The 15,648-nt window shown below is 64.9% G+C and carries 17 protein-coding genes; 9 read left to right on the forward strand and 8 right to left on the reverse strand.

Translation table 11 applies throughout. The features are described 5' to 3' along the window. Nucleotides 1–2: 2 nt before the first annotated feature. Nucleotides 3–1,661, reverse strand: a complete 1,659-nt coding sequence (pyrG, locus tag ACODSM_RS03915; RefSeq protein WP_476017256.1) for a CTP synthase — start codon at nucleotides 1,659–1,661, stop codon at nucleotides 3–5. Nucleotides 1,662–1,752: 91 nt separating this feature from the next. Between pyrG and coaBC the strand changes: the two genes are divergently transcribed. From coaBC to ACODSM_RS03935, 4 genes are all read left to right on the forward strand, one after another. Next, nucleotides 1,753–2,976, forward strand: coding sequence for a bifunctional phosphopantothenoylcysteine decarboxylase/phosphopantothenate--cysteine ligase CoaBC (gene coaBC, locus ACODSM_RS03920; protein WP_488804378.1), 1,224 nt, complete (start codon nucleotides 1,753–1,755; stop codon nucleotides 2,974–2,976). Nucleotides 2,977–3,063: 87 nt separating this feature from the next. Then, nucleotides 3,064–3,498, forward strand: coding sequence for a hypothetical protein (locus ACODSM_RS03925; RefSeq protein ID WP_488804379.1), 435 nt, complete (start codon nucleotides 3,064–3,066; stop codon nucleotides 3,496–3,498). Further along, entirely contained in the window at nucleotides 3,495–3,941 is a 447-nt protein-coding gene (gene dut, locus ACODSM_RS03930; RefSeq protein ID WP_015013334.1) for a dUTP diphosphatase, read from the forward strand. Before ACODSM_RS03925 ends, dut begins: the two co-directional genes overlap by 4 nt. Before the next feature lie 216 nt (nucleotides 3,942–4,157). Beyond that, on the forward strand, nucleotides 4,158–4,658 hold the full coding sequence (locus tag ACODSM_RS03935) for an outer membrane lipoprotein (protein ID WP_015013335.1): 501 nt from the start codon (nucleotides 4,158–4,160) through the stop codon (nucleotides 4,656–4,658). An 81-nt stretch (nucleotides 4,659–4,739) separates the two neighbouring features. Here the strand turns inward: ACODSM_RS03935 and ACODSM_RS03940 are convergent, their stop codons facing one another. Further along, entirely contained in the window at nucleotides 4,740–5,264 is a 525-nt protein-coding gene (locus ACODSM_RS03940) for an FKBP-type peptidyl-prolyl cis-trans isomerase (protein ID WP_488804380.1), read from the reverse strand. Nucleotides 5,265–5,318: 54 nt separating this feature from the next. Between ACODSM_RS03940 and ACODSM_RS03945 the strand changes: the two genes are divergently transcribed. The 3 genes from ACODSM_RS03945 to ACODSM_RS03955 all read left to right on the forward strand — a co-directional run bounded on the left by ACODSM_RS03945 (nucleotide 5,319) and on the right by ACODSM_RS03955 (nucleotide 7,517). Then, complete coding sequence (locus tag ACODSM_RS03945; RefSeq protein ID WP_488804381.1) at nucleotides 5,319–6,449, forward strand: JmjC domain-containing protein; 1,131 nt, start codon at nucleotides 5,319–5,321, stop codon at nucleotides 6,447–6,449. Nucleotides 6,450–6,462: 13 nt separating this feature from the next. Further along, a complete protein-coding gene (locus ACODSM_RS03950; RefSeq protein WP_488804382.1) occupies nucleotides 6,463–6,984 on the forward strand; it encodes a hypothetical protein in 522 nt (173 codons plus the stop codon). 251 nt (nucleotides 6,985–7,235) lie between these two features. Further along, entirely contained in the window at nucleotides 7,236–7,517 is a 282-nt protein-coding gene (locus tag ACODSM_RS03955) for a hypothetical protein (RefSeq protein ID WP_043565263.1), read from the forward strand. Between the two features lie 123 nt (nucleotides 7,518–7,640). Here the strand turns inward: ACODSM_RS03955 and ACODSM_RS03960 are convergent, their stop codons facing one another. From ACODSM_RS03960 to ACODSM_RS03985, 6 genes are all read right to left on the reverse strand, one after another. Then, nucleotides 7,641–8,423 carry an MBL fold metallo-hydrolase gene (locus tag ACODSM_RS03960; RefSeq protein WP_488804383.1) on the reverse strand — a complete coding sequence of 261 codons (783 nt, stop codon included), beginning with the start codon at nucleotides 8,421–8,423 and terminating at the stop codon, nucleotides 7,641–7,643. A 110-nt stretch (nucleotides 8,424–8,533) separates the two neighbouring features. Continuing rightward, nucleotides 8,534–9,631, reverse strand: coding sequence for an NlpB/DapX family lipoprotein (gene bamC, locus ACODSM_RS03965; protein ID WP_110959280.1), 1,098 nt, complete (start codon nucleotides 9,629–9,631; stop codon nucleotides 8,534–8,536). A gap of 47 nt (nucleotides 9,632–9,678) precedes the next feature. After that, nucleotides 9,679–10,575 carry a 4-hydroxy-tetrahydrodipicolinate synthase gene (gene dapA, locus ACODSM_RS03970; RefSeq protein WP_488804384.1) on the reverse strand — a complete coding sequence of 299 codons (897 nt, stop codon included), beginning with the start codon at nucleotides 10,573–10,575 and terminating at the stop codon, nucleotides 9,679–9,681. A gap of 30 nt (nucleotides 10,576–10,605) precedes the next feature. Further along, complete coding sequence (locus ACODSM_RS03975; protein WP_209817790.1) at nucleotides 10,606–11,160, reverse strand: class I SAM-dependent methyltransferase; 555 nt, start codon at nucleotides 11,158–11,160, stop codon at nucleotides 10,606–10,608. Between the two features lie 91 nt (nucleotides 11,161–11,251). Next, the gene (locus tag ACODSM_RS03980; RefSeq protein WP_203422208.1) at nucleotides 11,252–11,407 is read right to left on the reverse strand and encodes a hypothetical protein; all 156 of its coding nucleotides are present in this window, start codon (nucleotides 11,405–11,407) and stop codon (nucleotides 11,252–11,254) included. A gap of 20 nt (nucleotides 11,408–11,427) precedes the next feature. After that, entirely contained in the window at nucleotides 11,428–12,645 is a 1,218-nt protein-coding gene (locus ACODSM_RS03985) for an MFS transporter (protein ID WP_488804385.1), read from the reverse strand. Nucleotides 12,646–12,775: 130 nt separating this feature from the next. Here ACODSM_RS03985 and ACODSM_RS03990 point away from each other — a divergent pair, with 130 nt between their 5' ends. Then, complete coding sequence (locus tag ACODSM_RS03990; protein ID WP_060986401.1) at nucleotides 12,776–14,758, forward strand: DNA topoisomerase IV subunit B; 1,983 nt, start codon at nucleotides 12,776–12,778, stop codon at nucleotides 14,756–14,758. A 33-nt stretch (nucleotides 14,759–14,791) separates the two neighbouring features. Then, on the forward strand, nucleotides 14,792–15,646 hold the full coding sequence (locus ACODSM_RS03995) for a lytic transglycosylase domain-containing protein (RefSeq protein WP_488804386.1): 855 nt from the start codon (nucleotides 14,792–14,794) through the stop codon (nucleotides 15,644–15,646). The last annotated feature ends 2 nt before the right edge of the window (nucleotides 15,647–15,648 follow it).

Genomic DNA, 15,648 nt, shown 5'->3' on the forward strand with positions numbered 1-15,648 from the left:
CCTTAGGCTTTTTTCGCGGCTTGCTGGTGTTCCACAGCCGCCTTGATGAAGGCGTTGAACAGCGGGTGGCCGTTCCAGGGCGTGGACTTGAACTCGGGGTGGAACTGCACGCCGATGAACCAGGGGTGGACGTTTTGGGGCAGCTCCACGATCTCGGTGAGCTGCTCGCGCTGCGTGAGCGCCGAGATCACGAGGCCGGCCTTGCGCAGCTGGTCCAGATAGTTCACGTTGGCTTCGTAGCGGTGGCGATGGCGCTCGGTGACCACATCGCCGTAAATGCTGTGCGCCAGCGTGTCCTTGGCCACGTCCGAGCTTTGCGCGCCCAGGCGCATGGTGCCGCCCAGGTCGGAGTTCTCGTCGCGGGTCTTGATGGTGCCGTCGGCGTCCTTCCACTCGGTGATCAGTGCGATCACGGGGTGGGGCGTGGTGGGGTCGAACTCGGTGCTGTTGGCGTTGGCCAGGCCGGCCACATGGCGCGCGTATTCGATGGTGGCCACCTGCATGCCCAGGCAGATGCCCAGGTAGGGCACCTTGCGCTCGCGCGCAAACTGGGCCGTAGCGATCTTGCCTTCCACGCCGCGCTGGCCGAAGCCGCCGGGCACCAGGATGGCGTCGTACTTGGCGAGCTTGGCGGCTGCGTCGGCGCTGTCGATGGTTTCGGAATCGACGTGGTCGATCTTCACGCGCACATGGTTGCGCATGCCGGCGTGGCGCAGGGCCTCGTTGACCGACTTGTAGCTGTCCGACAGGTCCACGTACTTACCGACCATGGCGATGGTGACTTCGCCTTGGGGGTGCTCGGTCTCGTGCACCAGATCGTCCCAGCGCTTGAGGCTGGTGGGCGGGGTGTTCAGGCGCAGCTTGTCGCAGATCAGGCCGTCCAGGCCCTGCTCGTGCAGCATGCGGGGCACCTTGTAGATGGTGTCCACGTCCCACATGCTGATCACGCCCCATTCGGGCACGTTAGTAAACAGCGAGATTTTGGCGCGCTCTTCCTCGGGAATGCGGCGGTCGGCGCGGCACAAGAGGGCGTCGGCCTGGATGCCGATCTCGCGCAGTTTCTGCACGGTGTGCTGGGTGGGCTTGGTCTTGAGCTCGCCCGCTGCCGCAATCCAGGGCAGGTAGGTCAGGTGCACGAAGGCCGCGTTGTTGGGGCCCATGCGCAGGCTCATCTGGCGCACGGCTTCGAGGAAGGGCAGCGATTCGATGTCGCCCACCGTGCCGCCGATTTCGACGATGGCCACGTCCACGGCATCGGGCGTGCCGATGCCCGCGCCGCGCTTGATGAACTCCTGGATTTCGTTGGTGACGTGCGGGATCACCTGCACGGTCTTGCCCAGGTAGTCGCCGCGGCGCTCCTTCTCCAGCACGGACTGGTAGATCTTGCCCGTGGTGAAGTTGTTGGTTTTCTTCATGCGCGTTTCGATGAAACGCTCGTAGTGGCCCAGATCCAGGTCGGTTTCTGCGCCGTCATCGGTCACGAACACCTCGCCGTGCTGGAACGGCGACATGGTGCCCGGGTCTACGTTGATGTAGGGGTCAAGCTTGATGAGGGTGACTTTGAGTCCCCGCGATTCGAGGATCGCGGCAAGGGAGGCTGAGGCGATTCCCTTACCGAGGGAAGACACCACACCGCCGGTGACGAAGACAAATTTGGTCATGTCTTTTTTGGTGGTGGGAAATTGGGATTATAGATGGCACCCCGGCGACACCCCCGGGGGCAGGGTCACCCCCGTCTGCTAAATTCGCCCCATGAATGAGCTTGCTGGCAAACACATTGTTCTGGGTCTGAGTGGGGGCGTGGCTTGCTACAAGGCAGCCGATCTGTGCCGCCAGCTCATCAAGGAGGGCGCCACCGTGCAGGTGGTGATGACCGAGGCGGCCGAGCAGTTCATCACCCCGGTCACCATGCAGGCCCTGTCAGGCCGCACGGTGTATGGCTCGCAATGGGATGCCCGCGAGCCCAACAACATGCCCCACATCAATCTGAGCCGCGAGGCCGACGCGATCCTGATCGCGCCGTGCAGTGCGGACTTCATCGCGCGCCTGGTGCAGGGGCGTGCGGACGAGCTGCTCAGCCTGCTGTGTCTGGCGCGCCCCGCGCAGCGCGTGCCTTTGCTGCTGGCCCCTGCCATGAACCGCGAAATGTGGGCCCATCCCGCCACGCAACGCAATCTGGCGCAGGTGGCGCAGGACGGTGCCGTGGTGCTGGGCGTGGGCAATGGCGACCAGGCCTGTGGCGAGACGGGTGACGGCCGCATGCTGGAGTCGCTGGAGCTGCTGGACGAGCTGATCGCTTTTTTCACGCCCAAGACCCTTGCGGGCCGGTCGGTGCTCGTCACGGCGGGGCCCACGTTTGAAGCCATTGATCCGGTGCGTGGCATCACCAACCTGTCGAGCGGAAAGATGGGCTTTGCCGTGGCCCGCGCGGCGCGCGAGGCGGGTGCCGATGTCACCCTGGTCGCGGGGCCTGTGCATGTGCCCACGCCACGTGGTGTGCGGCGCGTCAATGTGCAGTCTGCCCAGGAGATGCTGGCAGCCGTGCAGCGGCATGTGCAGGCAGCCTCGGTGTTTGTTGCCACGGCTGCGGTGGCCGACTGGCGCCCGGCCCACGCGTCTGACCAGAAGATCAAAAAAGACGGCTCCGGCCAGTCTCCATCGCTGGAGTTTGTCGAGAACCCCGACATTCTGGCCACCATCGCCAAGTCGCCCCATGCGCTGGAAGGCGACCTTTTCTGCGTGGGTTTTGCCGCCGAAAGCCATGACCTGCTGGCCCATGCCACAGCCAAAAGGGCGCGCAAGGGCGTTCCCTTGTTGGTTGGCAATATTGGCCCCGCCACCTTTGGGCAGGACGATAACGCGCTGTTGCTGGTGGACGCGCAGGGCCACCGTGAGCTGCCCCGCGCGTCCAAACGGGTGCTGGCGCAGCAGCTCATTGCGGAGATCGCCGCGCGTTTGCCATCTCTGCGTTCTTGACGATCACCACCGTGGGGAGGTGTGATGACAACTGGTGCTACCAAGCCTGATTGGGACACGCCGCCTGATGGCGATTTTGCGGCCTATGTGGAGCGCCTGACCGCCCAGAAACCCCTGCAGAACGCCCCGGTGACGCAGGCTCCTGCTGCCGCTGTTGCTGCTGTCGGCAGAGCGGCCCAGGCGCCCAACACCGGTGCACAAGCTCAGGCTCTGCCGCCCGATCTGTTGCAGGTGATGCGTCCGCTGGCCGGTGTATTGCGCACGGTGCGTGCGGTGTTGCTCGTGATGGTGGTGTTGCACGGCTTTGCCCTTTTCCTGATCGGTCATGGCTCGTTGCCCGGTCTGGTGGTCATGGGCGTGGTGTGGTGGGGGCTGGGCTGGCTGATGCAATCGGCAGCGCAGCTCGGAGGGGCTCAAGCCTCGGGGATGAATACAGCGACGCAGGCCTTGCAGGATCGCTTGCGACAAGTGGCGCAGCAGCGCAGTGGTACAGGATTAGGAACAGGAAAGAAAAAACCGTGAAGATTGACGTGAAGATTCTCGACCCGCGCATGGCGGACCAATTGCCGACCTATGCCACGCCCGGTAGCGCGGGGCTGGACCTGCGTGCCTGCCTGGATGCGCCGCTGACCCTGCAGCCCAACGCCTGGCAACTGGTGCCCACGGGCATTGCGATCTACCTGCAAGACCCAGGCTATGCCGCACTGATCTTGCCGCGCTCGGGCCTGGGCCATAAACATGGCATCGTGCTCGGCAACTTGGTGGGGTTGATCGACAGCGACTACCAGGGGCAGCTCATGGTAAGCGCCTGGAACCGCAGCAACGTGGCTTTCACTCTGGAGCCTATGGAGCGGTTGGCCCAGCTGGTGATTGTTCCGGTGGTGCAGGCCCAGTTCAACGTCGTCACCGAGTTCGCAGCCACACAGCGGGGTGAGGGCGGGTACGGCTCCACGGGCAAGTCCTGAGGCGCACCAGCTGATAGCGTGGTGCTCCCGGGGCCGCGTAGCCGGTTTGTAAGAATCCGCTTACGTTTCGATGGGTCTGTTACCGACCTCCCGATGGCCCCTGTGTCTACGCTACGGCATCCTCGGGCGTTGTTCCAATCAGCACATGGGCATTGAGCTGGAATCCTTCTGGATTCTTTTGCCAATGCGTAGCCCGACAACTTCAGGAGATTGAACATGCAATTCCACCGTCCTCTCGCCCTCGTGGGCACCGTGGTTCTGGCTGCTTCGCTGGCCGCTTGCGGCCACAGCCGCCCCGCCCCCGCGCCGCAGTATTCCGGCGGCTATTCCAGTGGGTACCAGACGGCTCCTGCCTATCCGCAGCAACAAGCGGGCACAGAATATGGCCGCGTTTCCAACATTGAGGTCCTGCAAGGACGCAGCCAAGGCCAGACCACTGGCACGGGTGCCGTTCTGGGCGCCGTGGTGGGTGGCGTGCTGGGCAACCAGGTGGGCAAGGGCACGGGTCGCGCCGCAGCCACTGCGGTGGGCGTGCTGGGTGGTGCAGTGGCTGGCAACGCCATCGAAGGCCGCAACAACCAGGAATACGTGCAGGGATACCGGCTGTCTGTGCAGCTGGACCAAGGTGGCTACCGCGTGTACGACGTGAGCAGCCCGGGTGACCTGCGCATCGGTGACCGCGTGCGTCTGTACAACGGCCAGATCTCGCGCATGTGATCTGATCGACACCACAAAAAACGGGCGCCCCGATTTGATTCGGGGCGCCCGTTGTGCTTTTTGAACCGGTTCTTAGGGAGATCAGTGCAGCAACGAGCTGCCTGGAGCCTGGGGCTGAACGCGGAAGAAGCCGGTTCCTGCCGTGCCGCGTCCAATTTCCTCTTCGGTGGCCTCGCGCACGGCCTCTACGGTCAGTTGCAGGCGCAGCGCGATGCCCGCCAGCGGGTGGTTGCCGTCGAGCACGATGTGGTCGGGGTAGATCTCGGCCACGGTGTACAGGGCGGTGCGGGGGGCATCGGGGTTGCAGCCTTCGGGCAGCGCCATGCCGTCAAAGGTCATGCCTTCTTCGATCTCGGCGGGGAAAAGGGCGCGTGGCTCCAAGAACAGCAATTGGTCATTGAAGTCACCGAAGGCGTCCTCGGGTTCGAGGTGCAGCGCCAGCTTGGCGCCCGGGCCATGGCCTTGCAAGGCCTCTTCGATGCGGGGCAGGAGATCATCACCGCCCACCAAAAACTCCACAGGTTCGTCGAGCACGTCCAGCTCTTCGCCCAGGGTGTCTTTCAGGGTCCAGGTCAGTGCGACCACACATTGTTGGGTAATTTCCATAGGAGAATTGTCGCAGTTTGACCAACGGCCCCGCAAAGGGGCAAGACTTTCCTCATGGACATTCAGCAACCCCTGGCGCTGCTCGGCGGCCTCACTCCCGCGCAATTCATGCGCCGCCACTGGCAGAAGAAGCCCTTGCTGGTGCGCCAGGCGATCCCGCAGTTTGCACCGCCGGTGCTGCGGACCGAGCTGTTTGCGCTGGCTGCCCAAGAGGGCGTGGAGTCGCGTTTGGTGCAACTGGTCAAGGGCGTTTGGAAGCTGCGCCACGGGCCCTTCAGCCGCCGAGCACTGCCTGCGTTGCAGCAGCCCGACTGGACGCTGCTCGTGCAGGGCGTCGATCTGCACAACGACGCGGTGCATGCGCTGATGCAACAGTTTCGTTTTGTGCCCGAGGCGCGGCTGGACGATCTCATGATCAGCTACGCCAGCAACGGCGGTGGCGTAGGGCCTCATTTCGACAGTTACGACGTCTTTTTGCTGCAGGCGCACGGCAAGCGGCGCTGGCGCATCGGGCGCCAGAAGGATCTGTCGCTGCGCGACGGCATTCCCTTGAAGATATTGGCCGAGTTTGAGCCCGAAGAAGAGTTTGTGCTGGAGCCGGGCGACATGCTGTATCTGCCTCCGCGCTATGCCCACGACGGGATTGCCGAAGGCGAGTGCATGACGTATTCCATCGGTTTTCGCGCGCCAGCCCGCGCCGAGCTGGCGCAGGAGCTGCTGGTGCGTCTGGCGGAAGATGCCGGGGAGGATGATCATCCGTTGCTCTACCGCGATGCAGGGCAGGACGCAGTGGCGCAGCCAGCGCACATTCCCGCCGGACTGCAGGACTTTGCACGCGAGGCCCTGTCGCGTGCGCTGGCCCAGCCTCTGGTGCTGGAGCGCGCGCTGGGCGAGTACCTCACCGAGCCCAAGCCCAGCGTATGGTTTGAGCCGGGCGACACCCGGGTGATGCTGGAAGGGGTGCGGCTGGACCGCAAGAGCCGCATGATGTACGACGCACACCACATCTTCATCAACGGTGAAAGCTACCGTGCGGCAGGGCGTGACGCCACGCTGATGCGGCGCCTGGCCGATGAGCGCCAACTGTCGGCACGGGATCTAGCCCGGGCCAGCGACGATGCGCTGGAGCTGCTTTCGTCGTGGTGCGATGCGGGCTGGGCCCATGTCTGGGCCGGTGGAGAATGACCAGGAGCCAGTGATGACCGACACAGCCACCCCCTCTGCCGAGCCTTTGCGCGAGTTGCCCAGCGGGCGATTCAGCGGGCGCGAGACGTTCCAGCAACTGGTGCGCGACGCCATTGCGACGGCGGCGCGGGATGGCTGGCAGGAAATTTTCATCAGCGATGCCAACTTCCATGACTGGCCCCTGGGCGAGCGTGCGGTGGTCGACGCCTTGCAGGACTGGGCCCGCAGCGGCCGGCGCTTCACCATGCTGGCTTGCAGTTATGACGACGTGATCCGCCGCCATGCCCGCTTTGTGCGCTGGCGTGGCACCTGGGACCACATCATCACCTGCCGCCGCAACCCGGCCGCCGACCCGCTGGACTTGCCCAGTGCGCTGTGGTCGCCGCAATGGGTACTGCACCGGCTCGATCCCGAGCGCTGCGTGGGGGTCACCGGCAGCGAGGCCGATCGCCGGGTAATGCTGCATGAGACGCTCAACGAGTGGGTGCGCAGCAAAAGCGCGCCTGGATTCCCCTCCACCACGCTGGGGTTGTAGCTTTTGCCCCATTTTGGGGAGTGCCCGTTGGCAGGGCGCCACGCGGCGGTCGCGCCCGTCGGCATACTGCGCAAAGTCAAGCTGGCGTAAAGCTTTCGTCAGTGTTAGTCAGTATTGACTAAATACTAATATAATCTGCGGCTGTGCCCAAAAAGGTGCAACCAAGTGCATTGTGCCAATGCGTGCATGGGCTCAGGAAGCCTGACGCCGTGGCTTTTCAAGATTCTGTCTGTCCAAATAGGAAAATCGAAATGAAGAACTCTCTCGTTCTGGCCGCCCTGATCGCTGCTGCTGCACTCGCCGCTTGTGGCAAGAAGGAAGAACCCGCTCCAGCACCCGCTCCCGCTCCTGTGGAAGCTCCCGCCGCAGCACCTGCTCCCGCCGCCGAGCCAGCAGCTCCTGCCGCTTCCGACGCTGCTGCTCCTGCCGCCGCTGCACCTGCTGCTGACGCTGCTGCTCCTGCCGCTGACGCTGCCAAGGCTGCTGCTGACGCTGCTGCCACCGCCGCTACCGGCGCTTCCGCAGCCAAGTAAATCGCTGCAGGCTCTGGGCTGACCCCAAGGTCAGCCTGTGCCAGGGCCCCGCACCGCAAGGTCCGGGGCTTTTTTTATGCCCTTCGCCAGGGTGAGGCAGTCAAGGGCGCACGGTTCGGGCCATCAGGGGTTCACGTCGAACCATTGCGTCCCCTCGGTGGGGCTGGCGACCTGGATCTCCTCATCCGCCCAACCCAGCGCGGCAGCGAGCGATTGGCGAGCGAGGGCGGGGAGGTTGTTCTGCGCACTCAGGTGCGCCGCCACCACGCGCTGCAGGCCGTCATGCTGCACCGCGCGCAGGATCTCTGCAGTTGCTGTGTTGGCCAGGTGGCCGTACAGCCCCCCTACGCGGCGCTTCAGAAACGGCGGGTAGCGGGATGCGGCCAGCATGTCGGGGTCGTGGTTGGCCTCGATCATCAGTGCGTGGCATCCCTGCAGCTGCTGCAGCACATGGGAGCTGGCATGGCCCAGATCGGTCAGGACACCCAGGTGTGCGGCGCCGTCGGAGCAGCGCAGCTGCAGGGGCTCGCGGGCATCGTGCGGCACGGTGAACGGGCGGGCTTCGAACGCGCCCATGTCAATCGCTTCCATGTCGTGCGCCACCCGCAGCAAGCCGTCCAAGTCTGGCGCACCGAGGGCCGCGTACGTGCCCTCGCTCATCCACACGGGAATGCGAAAACGCAGCGCCACGGTCTGGGCACAGCCGATGTGGTCCGAGTGTTCGTGGGTGATGAAGAGGGCGTCCAGGTCTTCCACCTGCAACTGCGCTTGCGCCAGACGGGCTTGCAGCTGCCGGATGCCGAGCCCGCAGTCGATCAGGAGGCGGCGAACCTGGCTGCCACTGCGGCCTTCGACGACCGTGGCATTGCCAGTGCTGCCGCTGCCCAGGTTCTTGAATCGAAGCATGGCGGAGCGAAAGGGTGGGTTTGTGGCAGCCCAAAAAACCAGAGCCACCGTCCACCCGAAGGCGGAGGGGGCTCCAGAGGTGTGGGTGGCGGCCTTTCGGCCTGCGCCGCTTATTTCAGGTCGTCAGCAATCACGCGCACGATGCGCTCGGCATTGGCCGAGGTTTCGGGGGCTCCGGCTTCGTTGAGCACCGACACGGTGGTTGCTTCACCCTGGCTGCGCACCACGATGCGGTACTTGAGCGGAGGGGTCGCAGAAGTGGAACTGAACAGCTTGCTGAAGAAGCCAGGCTCTTTCTTCTCGGTGTCCGGCGCCACGTAGCGCACGAAGTACGTGCCTTCATTGCGGTTGCGGTCTTCCACCGTGAAGCCGGTGCGGTCCAGCGCCAGGCCCACACGGCGCCATGCGCGGTCAAAACCTTCGTCCAGTTGCACCACCGGCACATTGTTCACCGTGGCCATGCGGGCGGCCTGGGCGCGCGGTGCGGGGGCTGCGGCGACAGCCTTGGACTGCTCCTGGCTCACGCCCAGCTTGACCATCAGGCGGCGCAGGAATTCGGTTTCGAGTTCCGGGTCGGACGGGCGAGGCTGCCAGACGGTGCTGTCCTTGGTGACGTTGCCATAGACCTCGACCATCCCGCGGTGGGTGATGTAGATCTCGGTGCCGCCATTGGCATTGCGTTCCAGACGGGTGCGGAACTTGTCCCGTTCGCCGGTCGAGTACAGGGACTCCATCAGCTTGCCGATGGTGGAACGGATGAAATCCTGCGGCAGCTTGGCGCGGTTCTCGGCCCAGTCGGTTTCCATGATGCCGACATTGGCCTCTGACTGGGCCAGCGTGAAGCCACTCTCCAGCCAGAAGTCGCGCACGGGCTCCCACAGCTTGTCGGCAGGGCGGTTGACCACCAGCCAGCGCTGGTTGCCATCGCGCTCGATGCGCACGTCGCCCAGCTGCAGGGCCGCGGCGTTGGCGTTGCCCGACGGCTGCGCTGCCTGGCCGGCCTGCATGGCGGCGGCAGAGACCGAGCCACCCGGCATGGCATAGCGCGAGTCGCGCGACAGCTGGGTGAGGTCCGGTGGGACTTCCAGCGACGAGCCCTTGGCGGCGCTCTTGTAGTCGATCTTGTCGCCTTCCAGAATGCTGGTGGAGCAGGCGGACAGGGCCATGGCGAGGGCCAGCAGGCTGAGGCGGGTGGTAGCAGCTTTCACGCGGAAATCCTTGGGAAGTGTCTCTGAGAGCGGGCGCAAAGCCCGAATTAGATCAGGCCGCTGGTGCGCAGTGCCGACTCGACCACAGCCTCATTGCTGCTGGCCAGGGGCGTCATGGGCAGGCGCATGGTGCCGCCACACAGGCCCATGCGGGACATGGCCCACTTGACCGGGATGGGGTTGGCTTCGACGAACAGGTTCTTGTGCACGGGCATCAGCTGGAACTGGATTTCCATGGCCCGGCGCGTGTCGCCCGCCAGGGCGGCCACACACAGCTCGTGCATCAGGCGCGGGGCCACGTTGGCCGTCACGCTGATGTTGCCGTGGCCACCGCACAGCATCAGGGCCACGGCGGTCGGGTCGTCGCCCGAGTACACGCCAAAGCCCTTGGGCACGTCGCGGATGAGCCACTGGGCGCGCTCAATGTTGCCGGTGGCTTCCTTGATGCCAATGATGCCGGGCACCTGGGCCAGGCGCAGCACGGTGTCGTGCTGCATATCAGCCACCGAGCGGCCGGGCACGTTGTAGAGCACGATGGGCAGGTCGCCCGTGGCTTCGGCAATGGCCTTGAAGTGCTGGTACTGGCCTTCTTGGGTGGGCTTGTTGTAGTAGGGCACCACCTGCAGCTGGCTGTCGGCCCCCACGCCGCGCGCGAACTTGGCCAGTTCGATGGCCTCGGCGGTGGAGTTGGCGCCGCAGCCGGCCATGATGGGCACGCGCTTGGCGGCCTGTTCCACGGCCACGCGGATGATTTCGCAGTGTTCTTCCACGTTCACCGTGGGGGACTCGCCCGTGGTGCCCACCACGCCGATGCAATCGGTGCCTTCGGCGATGTGCCAGTCGATCAGTTTGCGCAAGGTGGGGTAGTCCACGCTACCGTCCTCATGCATGGGGGTGACGAGGGCGACGATGCTGCCGGTGAGTGGCACGGAAGAAGAAGTCATGTCCGCAGTGGTAAACGGTAAAAGGGCATTCTAACTAGCCCCGATGGGCAAAAGATGTCGTGAGGGTCCGCCCGCCTGCGGGAGTTCCCGTACGGCCGTGATGCGTTGCACGAAACGCGCAGGTTCGTCGATGAAGCCGTCTTCATAACCTACCACGCGCAATTCCTTGCACACGTGCAGCAGCTCGCCGGGCGTCAGCAGAAACTCAGGCCGGGCGGGGCGCCCCACGGTTTCGTTGCCCTGGGCAAAGGTTTCATAGACCAGCACCCCGCCCGGCGCCACGCTGGCCACGATGGTGGGCAGCAAGGGGCGCCACAGGTAGTTGGTGACGACCACGCCACCAAACTGGCGGCCTGCAAAAGGCCAGGGGCCGTTTTCGATGTCGGCTTGCACCAGCTCGCCCAGCCCTTCGCAGGCGGCCAGCGCCTCGGCCGACCGGTCCACGCCGACCACCGTGTGCCCCAGTTCGCGCAGATGGCGCAGGTGGCGCCCTGCGCCGCAGGCAACGTCCAGCACGGTGCTTTTGGGGGCGATCAGGTGGCTCCAGCGCCGCACCCATTCCGAGGGGGCCTCTGTACCGTGCATACTGTGCATGAGACTATAAAAATGATAGCTGCTAGCGCATGATTCACTAGCGCTTGCGGCCAAAAAAAGCTTGAAAATGTTGCGGAACAGGTCAAAAACACGCCCACATCTGGTCGGCCAGCATCACCATGAATTCGGGCACGGTGTAAAAGCCAAACACCACCAGGCACAGCAGCACGGCCACGGCGCCGCCCAGCCAGCGCAGGGCGCGCGGCGTGGTTTTGCGGGGCGGGGTGGTGTGGCTCATGCAGGGAGGGGGCCAAAAGGTCAGGCGGGTTGTGGGCTGCTGCGCGAGATCTGGCTTTCCTTGACCGGCAAGTTCACCAGCCCGGCAAAAATCCCCAGACCAATCGCGATGTACCAGACGATATCGTAGCTGCCGGTGGCGTCATACAGATAGCCGCCCAGCCAGACGCCCAGGAAGCTGCCGATCTGGTGGCTGAAGAACACAAAGCCGCCCAGCATCGACAAATGCTGCACGCCAAAGATCTGCGCGATGGTGGCATTGGTGGGGGGCACGGTGGACAGCCACAGCGCGCCCATCACGGCCGAGAACACGTACACCGACAGCGGCGACAGCGGCACCAGCAGGAAGATGCTAATTGCAACCGCGCGGGCAAAGTAGATGAAGGCAAGGATGTGGCGCTTGGGCATGCGCTGGCCCAGCGTGCCCGCGATGTAAGTGCCGAACACGTTGAACAGCCCGATCAGCGCCAGCGCATAGCTGGCCACCTGGGGCGACAGGCCGTGGTCCTTGAGGTAGCTGGGCATGTGCACGCCAATGAACACCACCTGAAAGCCGCACACAAAGTAGCCCGCCATCAGCAGATTGAAGCTGGGGTAGCGGAAGGCCTCGCCCAGCGCCTGCGCAATGGTCTGGTCGCGCTTGACCGGGGCCGTGCCCTTGAAGCCCGGCTCCCGCAGGCCAAAGGCCAGCGGCACGATCAGCAGCACCGCCATCGACAACGCCAGCAGCGCCTGCTGCCAGCCCAGGCCCGCGATGAGCCAGCCTTCCACCGGCACCATCAGAAACTGCCCAAACGAGCCCGCTGCCGCCGCCACGCCCATGGCCCAGGAGCGCTTTTCAGGCGCAATCTGCCGCCCCAGCACGCCGTAAATCACCGCATAGGTGGTGCCCGCCTGGGCCGCGCCAATCAGCACGCCAGCCGTCAGTGCAAATAACGTGGGCGTGGGTGACAGGGCCATGCCTGCCAGGCCCAAGGCATACAACACCGCTCCACCGAGCAGGACGCGGAAGGCCCCAAACCGGTCGGCCGCCATGCCCGCAAAAATCCCGATCAGGCCCCAGGACAGGTTCTGGATGGCGATGGCCAGGGCGAACGACTGGCGCGTCCAGCCCATCTCCTGGGTGATGGGAAGCAGCCACAGCCCGAACCCGTGGCGGGTGCCCATGGACAGGGTCACGATGGCCGCGCCGCAGGCCAGCACCTGGAACATGGATAGTTTGGGAGGATTCATATGCATGCGCAGGAATGTAGCCAGATTGTGTGAAACGCGCAGATACACCCGCGACCAATACAGTTGCCGCCAGGGTCGCGCGAAGACTGTCTTTTTATCCAGCTCCAGGGCGGTGGCCGCACTACAATCCGCCGCTATGTCTGCCAAACCGTCTTCTGCTTCCGCCAGCGAATATTCCGAAGGTTCGATCCGCGTGCTCAAGGGCCTGGAGCCCGTCAAGCAGCGCCCGGGCATGTACACGCGCACCGACAACCCCTTGCACATCATCCAGGAGGTGCTGGACAACGCCGCCGACGAGGCCCTGGCCGGCCACGGCAAGAAGATCCGCGTCACCCTGCACGCCGACGGCTCGGTCAGTGTGGAAGACGACGGCCGGGGCATCCCCTTCGGCATGCACCCGGAAGAAAACGCGCCGGTGATCGAGCTGGTCTTCACCCGCCTGCACGCGGGCGGCAAGTTCGACAAGGGCAAGGGCGGCGCCTACAGCTTCTCGGGCGGCCTGCATGGCGTGGGCGTGTCGGTCACCAACGCGTTGGCCACCCGGCTCGAAGCCACCAGCTACCGCGAGGGCAAGGTGGCGCGTTTGGTGTTCGCCGCCGGTGATGTGGTCGAGCCCCTGGTGGCCCGGCCGCTGGAGGCGGGCGAGCGCAAGCAGGGTACCTCGGTGCGCGTCTGGCCCGACGCCAAGTATTTCGAATCCAGCGCCCTGCCCATGGGCGAACTCACCCACCTGCTGCGCAGCAAGGCCGTGCTGATGCCCGGCGTGACGGTGCAGCTGGTCAACGAGAAAACCCGCGATACGCAAACGTGGCAGTACAAGGGCGGCCTGCGCGACTACCTGATGCAGACGCTGAACGGCGACCCGGTGATCCCGTTGTTTGAGGGCGAGGGTTTTGCCGACCGCAACAACGAAAGTTTTGCCGAGGGCGAAGGCGCCGCCTGGGCCGTGGCCTTCACCGAAGACGGTCAGCCCATGCGCGAGAGCTACGTCAACCTGATCCCCACCAGCGCGGGCGGCACGCACGAAAGCGGTCTGCGCGACGGCCTGTTCAACGCCGTCAAGAGCTTCATCGAACTGCACAGTCTGTTGCCCAAGGGCGTGAAGCTGCTGCCCGAGGACGTGTTTGCGCGCGCCAGCTATGTGCTCTCGGCCAAAGTGCTGGACCCACAGTTCCAGGGCCAGATCAAGGAACGCCTGAATTCGCGCGACGCGGTGCGCCTGGTCAGCGGTTTTGTGCGTCCGGCGCTGGAGCTGTGGCTGAACCAGCATGTGGAATACGGCAAGAAGCTGGCTGAGCTGGCCATCAAAGCCGCGCAGACTCGCCAGAAGGCGGGCCAGAAGGTGGAAAAGCGCAAGGGCTCGGGCGTGGCCGTGCTGCCCGGCAAGCTCACCGACTGCGAAAGCCGCGACACCGCGCACAACGAAGTGTTTCTGGTCGAGGGCGACTCAGCGGGCGGCAGCGCCAAGATGGGCCGCGACAAAGAGAGCCAGGCCATCCTGCCGCTGCGCGGCAAGGTGCTCAACACCTGGGAGGTGGAGCGTGACCGCCTGTTTGCCAACAACGAAATCCACGACATCTCGGTAGCCATTGGCGTGGACCCGCACGGCCCCAACGACACCCCCGACCTGAGCGGCCTGCGCTATGGCAAGGTCTGCATCCTGTCCGACGCGGACGTGGACGGCTCGCACATCCAGGTGCTGCTGCTCACGCTGTTCTTCCGCCATTTCCCCAAGCTCATCGAGGCTGGCCACATCTACGTGGCGCGCCCGCCGCTGTTCCGTGTGGACGTGCCCGCGCGTGGCAAGAAGCCTGCGGCCAAGATGTACGCGCTGGACGATGGCGAGCTGGCCGCCATTCTGGACAAGGCCGAAAAGGACGGCGTGCCGCGCGAGAAGTGCCAGATCAGCCGCTTCAAGGGCCTGGGCGAGATGAACGCCGAGCAGCTGTGGGAAACCACGCTCAACCCCGACACCCGCCGCCTGCTGCCCGTGCAGCTGGGCGACATGGACTTTGCCGCCACCGAGGGCCTCATCACCAAGCTCATGGGCAAGGGCGAAGCCGCCGCGCGCCGCGAACTGATGGAGCTGCATGGCGATGCGGTCGAGGTCGATATCTGAAGAGCAGCGTCATACGCGCCCGAGCCGCCTGCCATGACCTCATTTCGCCAAATCGGCCGCTTGCGCTGGTATGTGTTGGGTTGTTTGCTCTGCTTTTTGCAGCAAACGGCCCGTGCAGACCTGTGGGCGCATGTGGACGAGCGTGGCGTGACGCACTTTGCGGCGGAGCAGGTCGATGCGCGCTACCAGCTGTTTTTTCGTGGCAACGACTTTGACTCGACCCGGGATACGCCCGTCAATGCCTCGCCCATGCCCTACGCGCTGCCTGCAGCGGGCGCGCGCCTGCTGGCGTTTTTCGACATTGCGCCGGACTACAAGCGCGTCAAGCACCACCTGCGCGCTGCGTCCAGCCAGCATGGCGTGGACTATGAGCTGCTGCAGGCCGTGATCGCCACCGAGTCCGGCTTTGACGCCGCCGCCGTATCGCCCAAGGGCGCCGTGGGCCTGATGCAGGTGATGCCCGCTACGGCCAGCCGCTTTGGCGTGAGTGCGGACAAGAAGCGCACGGTGGAGCAAAAACTGGCGGACCCCGCTGTGAACGTGCCCACCGGCACCCGTTACCTGCGGCATCTGCTGGACCTGTTCCCCGGCCGCATCGACCTGGCCGTGGCCGCCTACAACGCGGGCGAAGGCGCCGTGCAAAAGGCGGGCAACCAAGTCCCGGCCTTTAAGGAAACCCAAAACTACGTGCGCACTGTGCTGGGCCTGTACGCCCAGCTCAAGCCGCCAGCGCCCGTGCTGACACAGCGCGCCCTGCCGGGCCGTGTACGCATGGAGCTGTCGGGCGGCGCGCAGAACGGTGGCAACCTGCCGCCCACCCAGGTGGCACAGACCCGCAACGCGCCGCAGACCGCGTTTGAACCCTTACCGACGATTCCGAACGAATGAGC

The sequence above is a fragment of the Acidovorax sp. FG42 genome, from assembly GCF_057809195.1.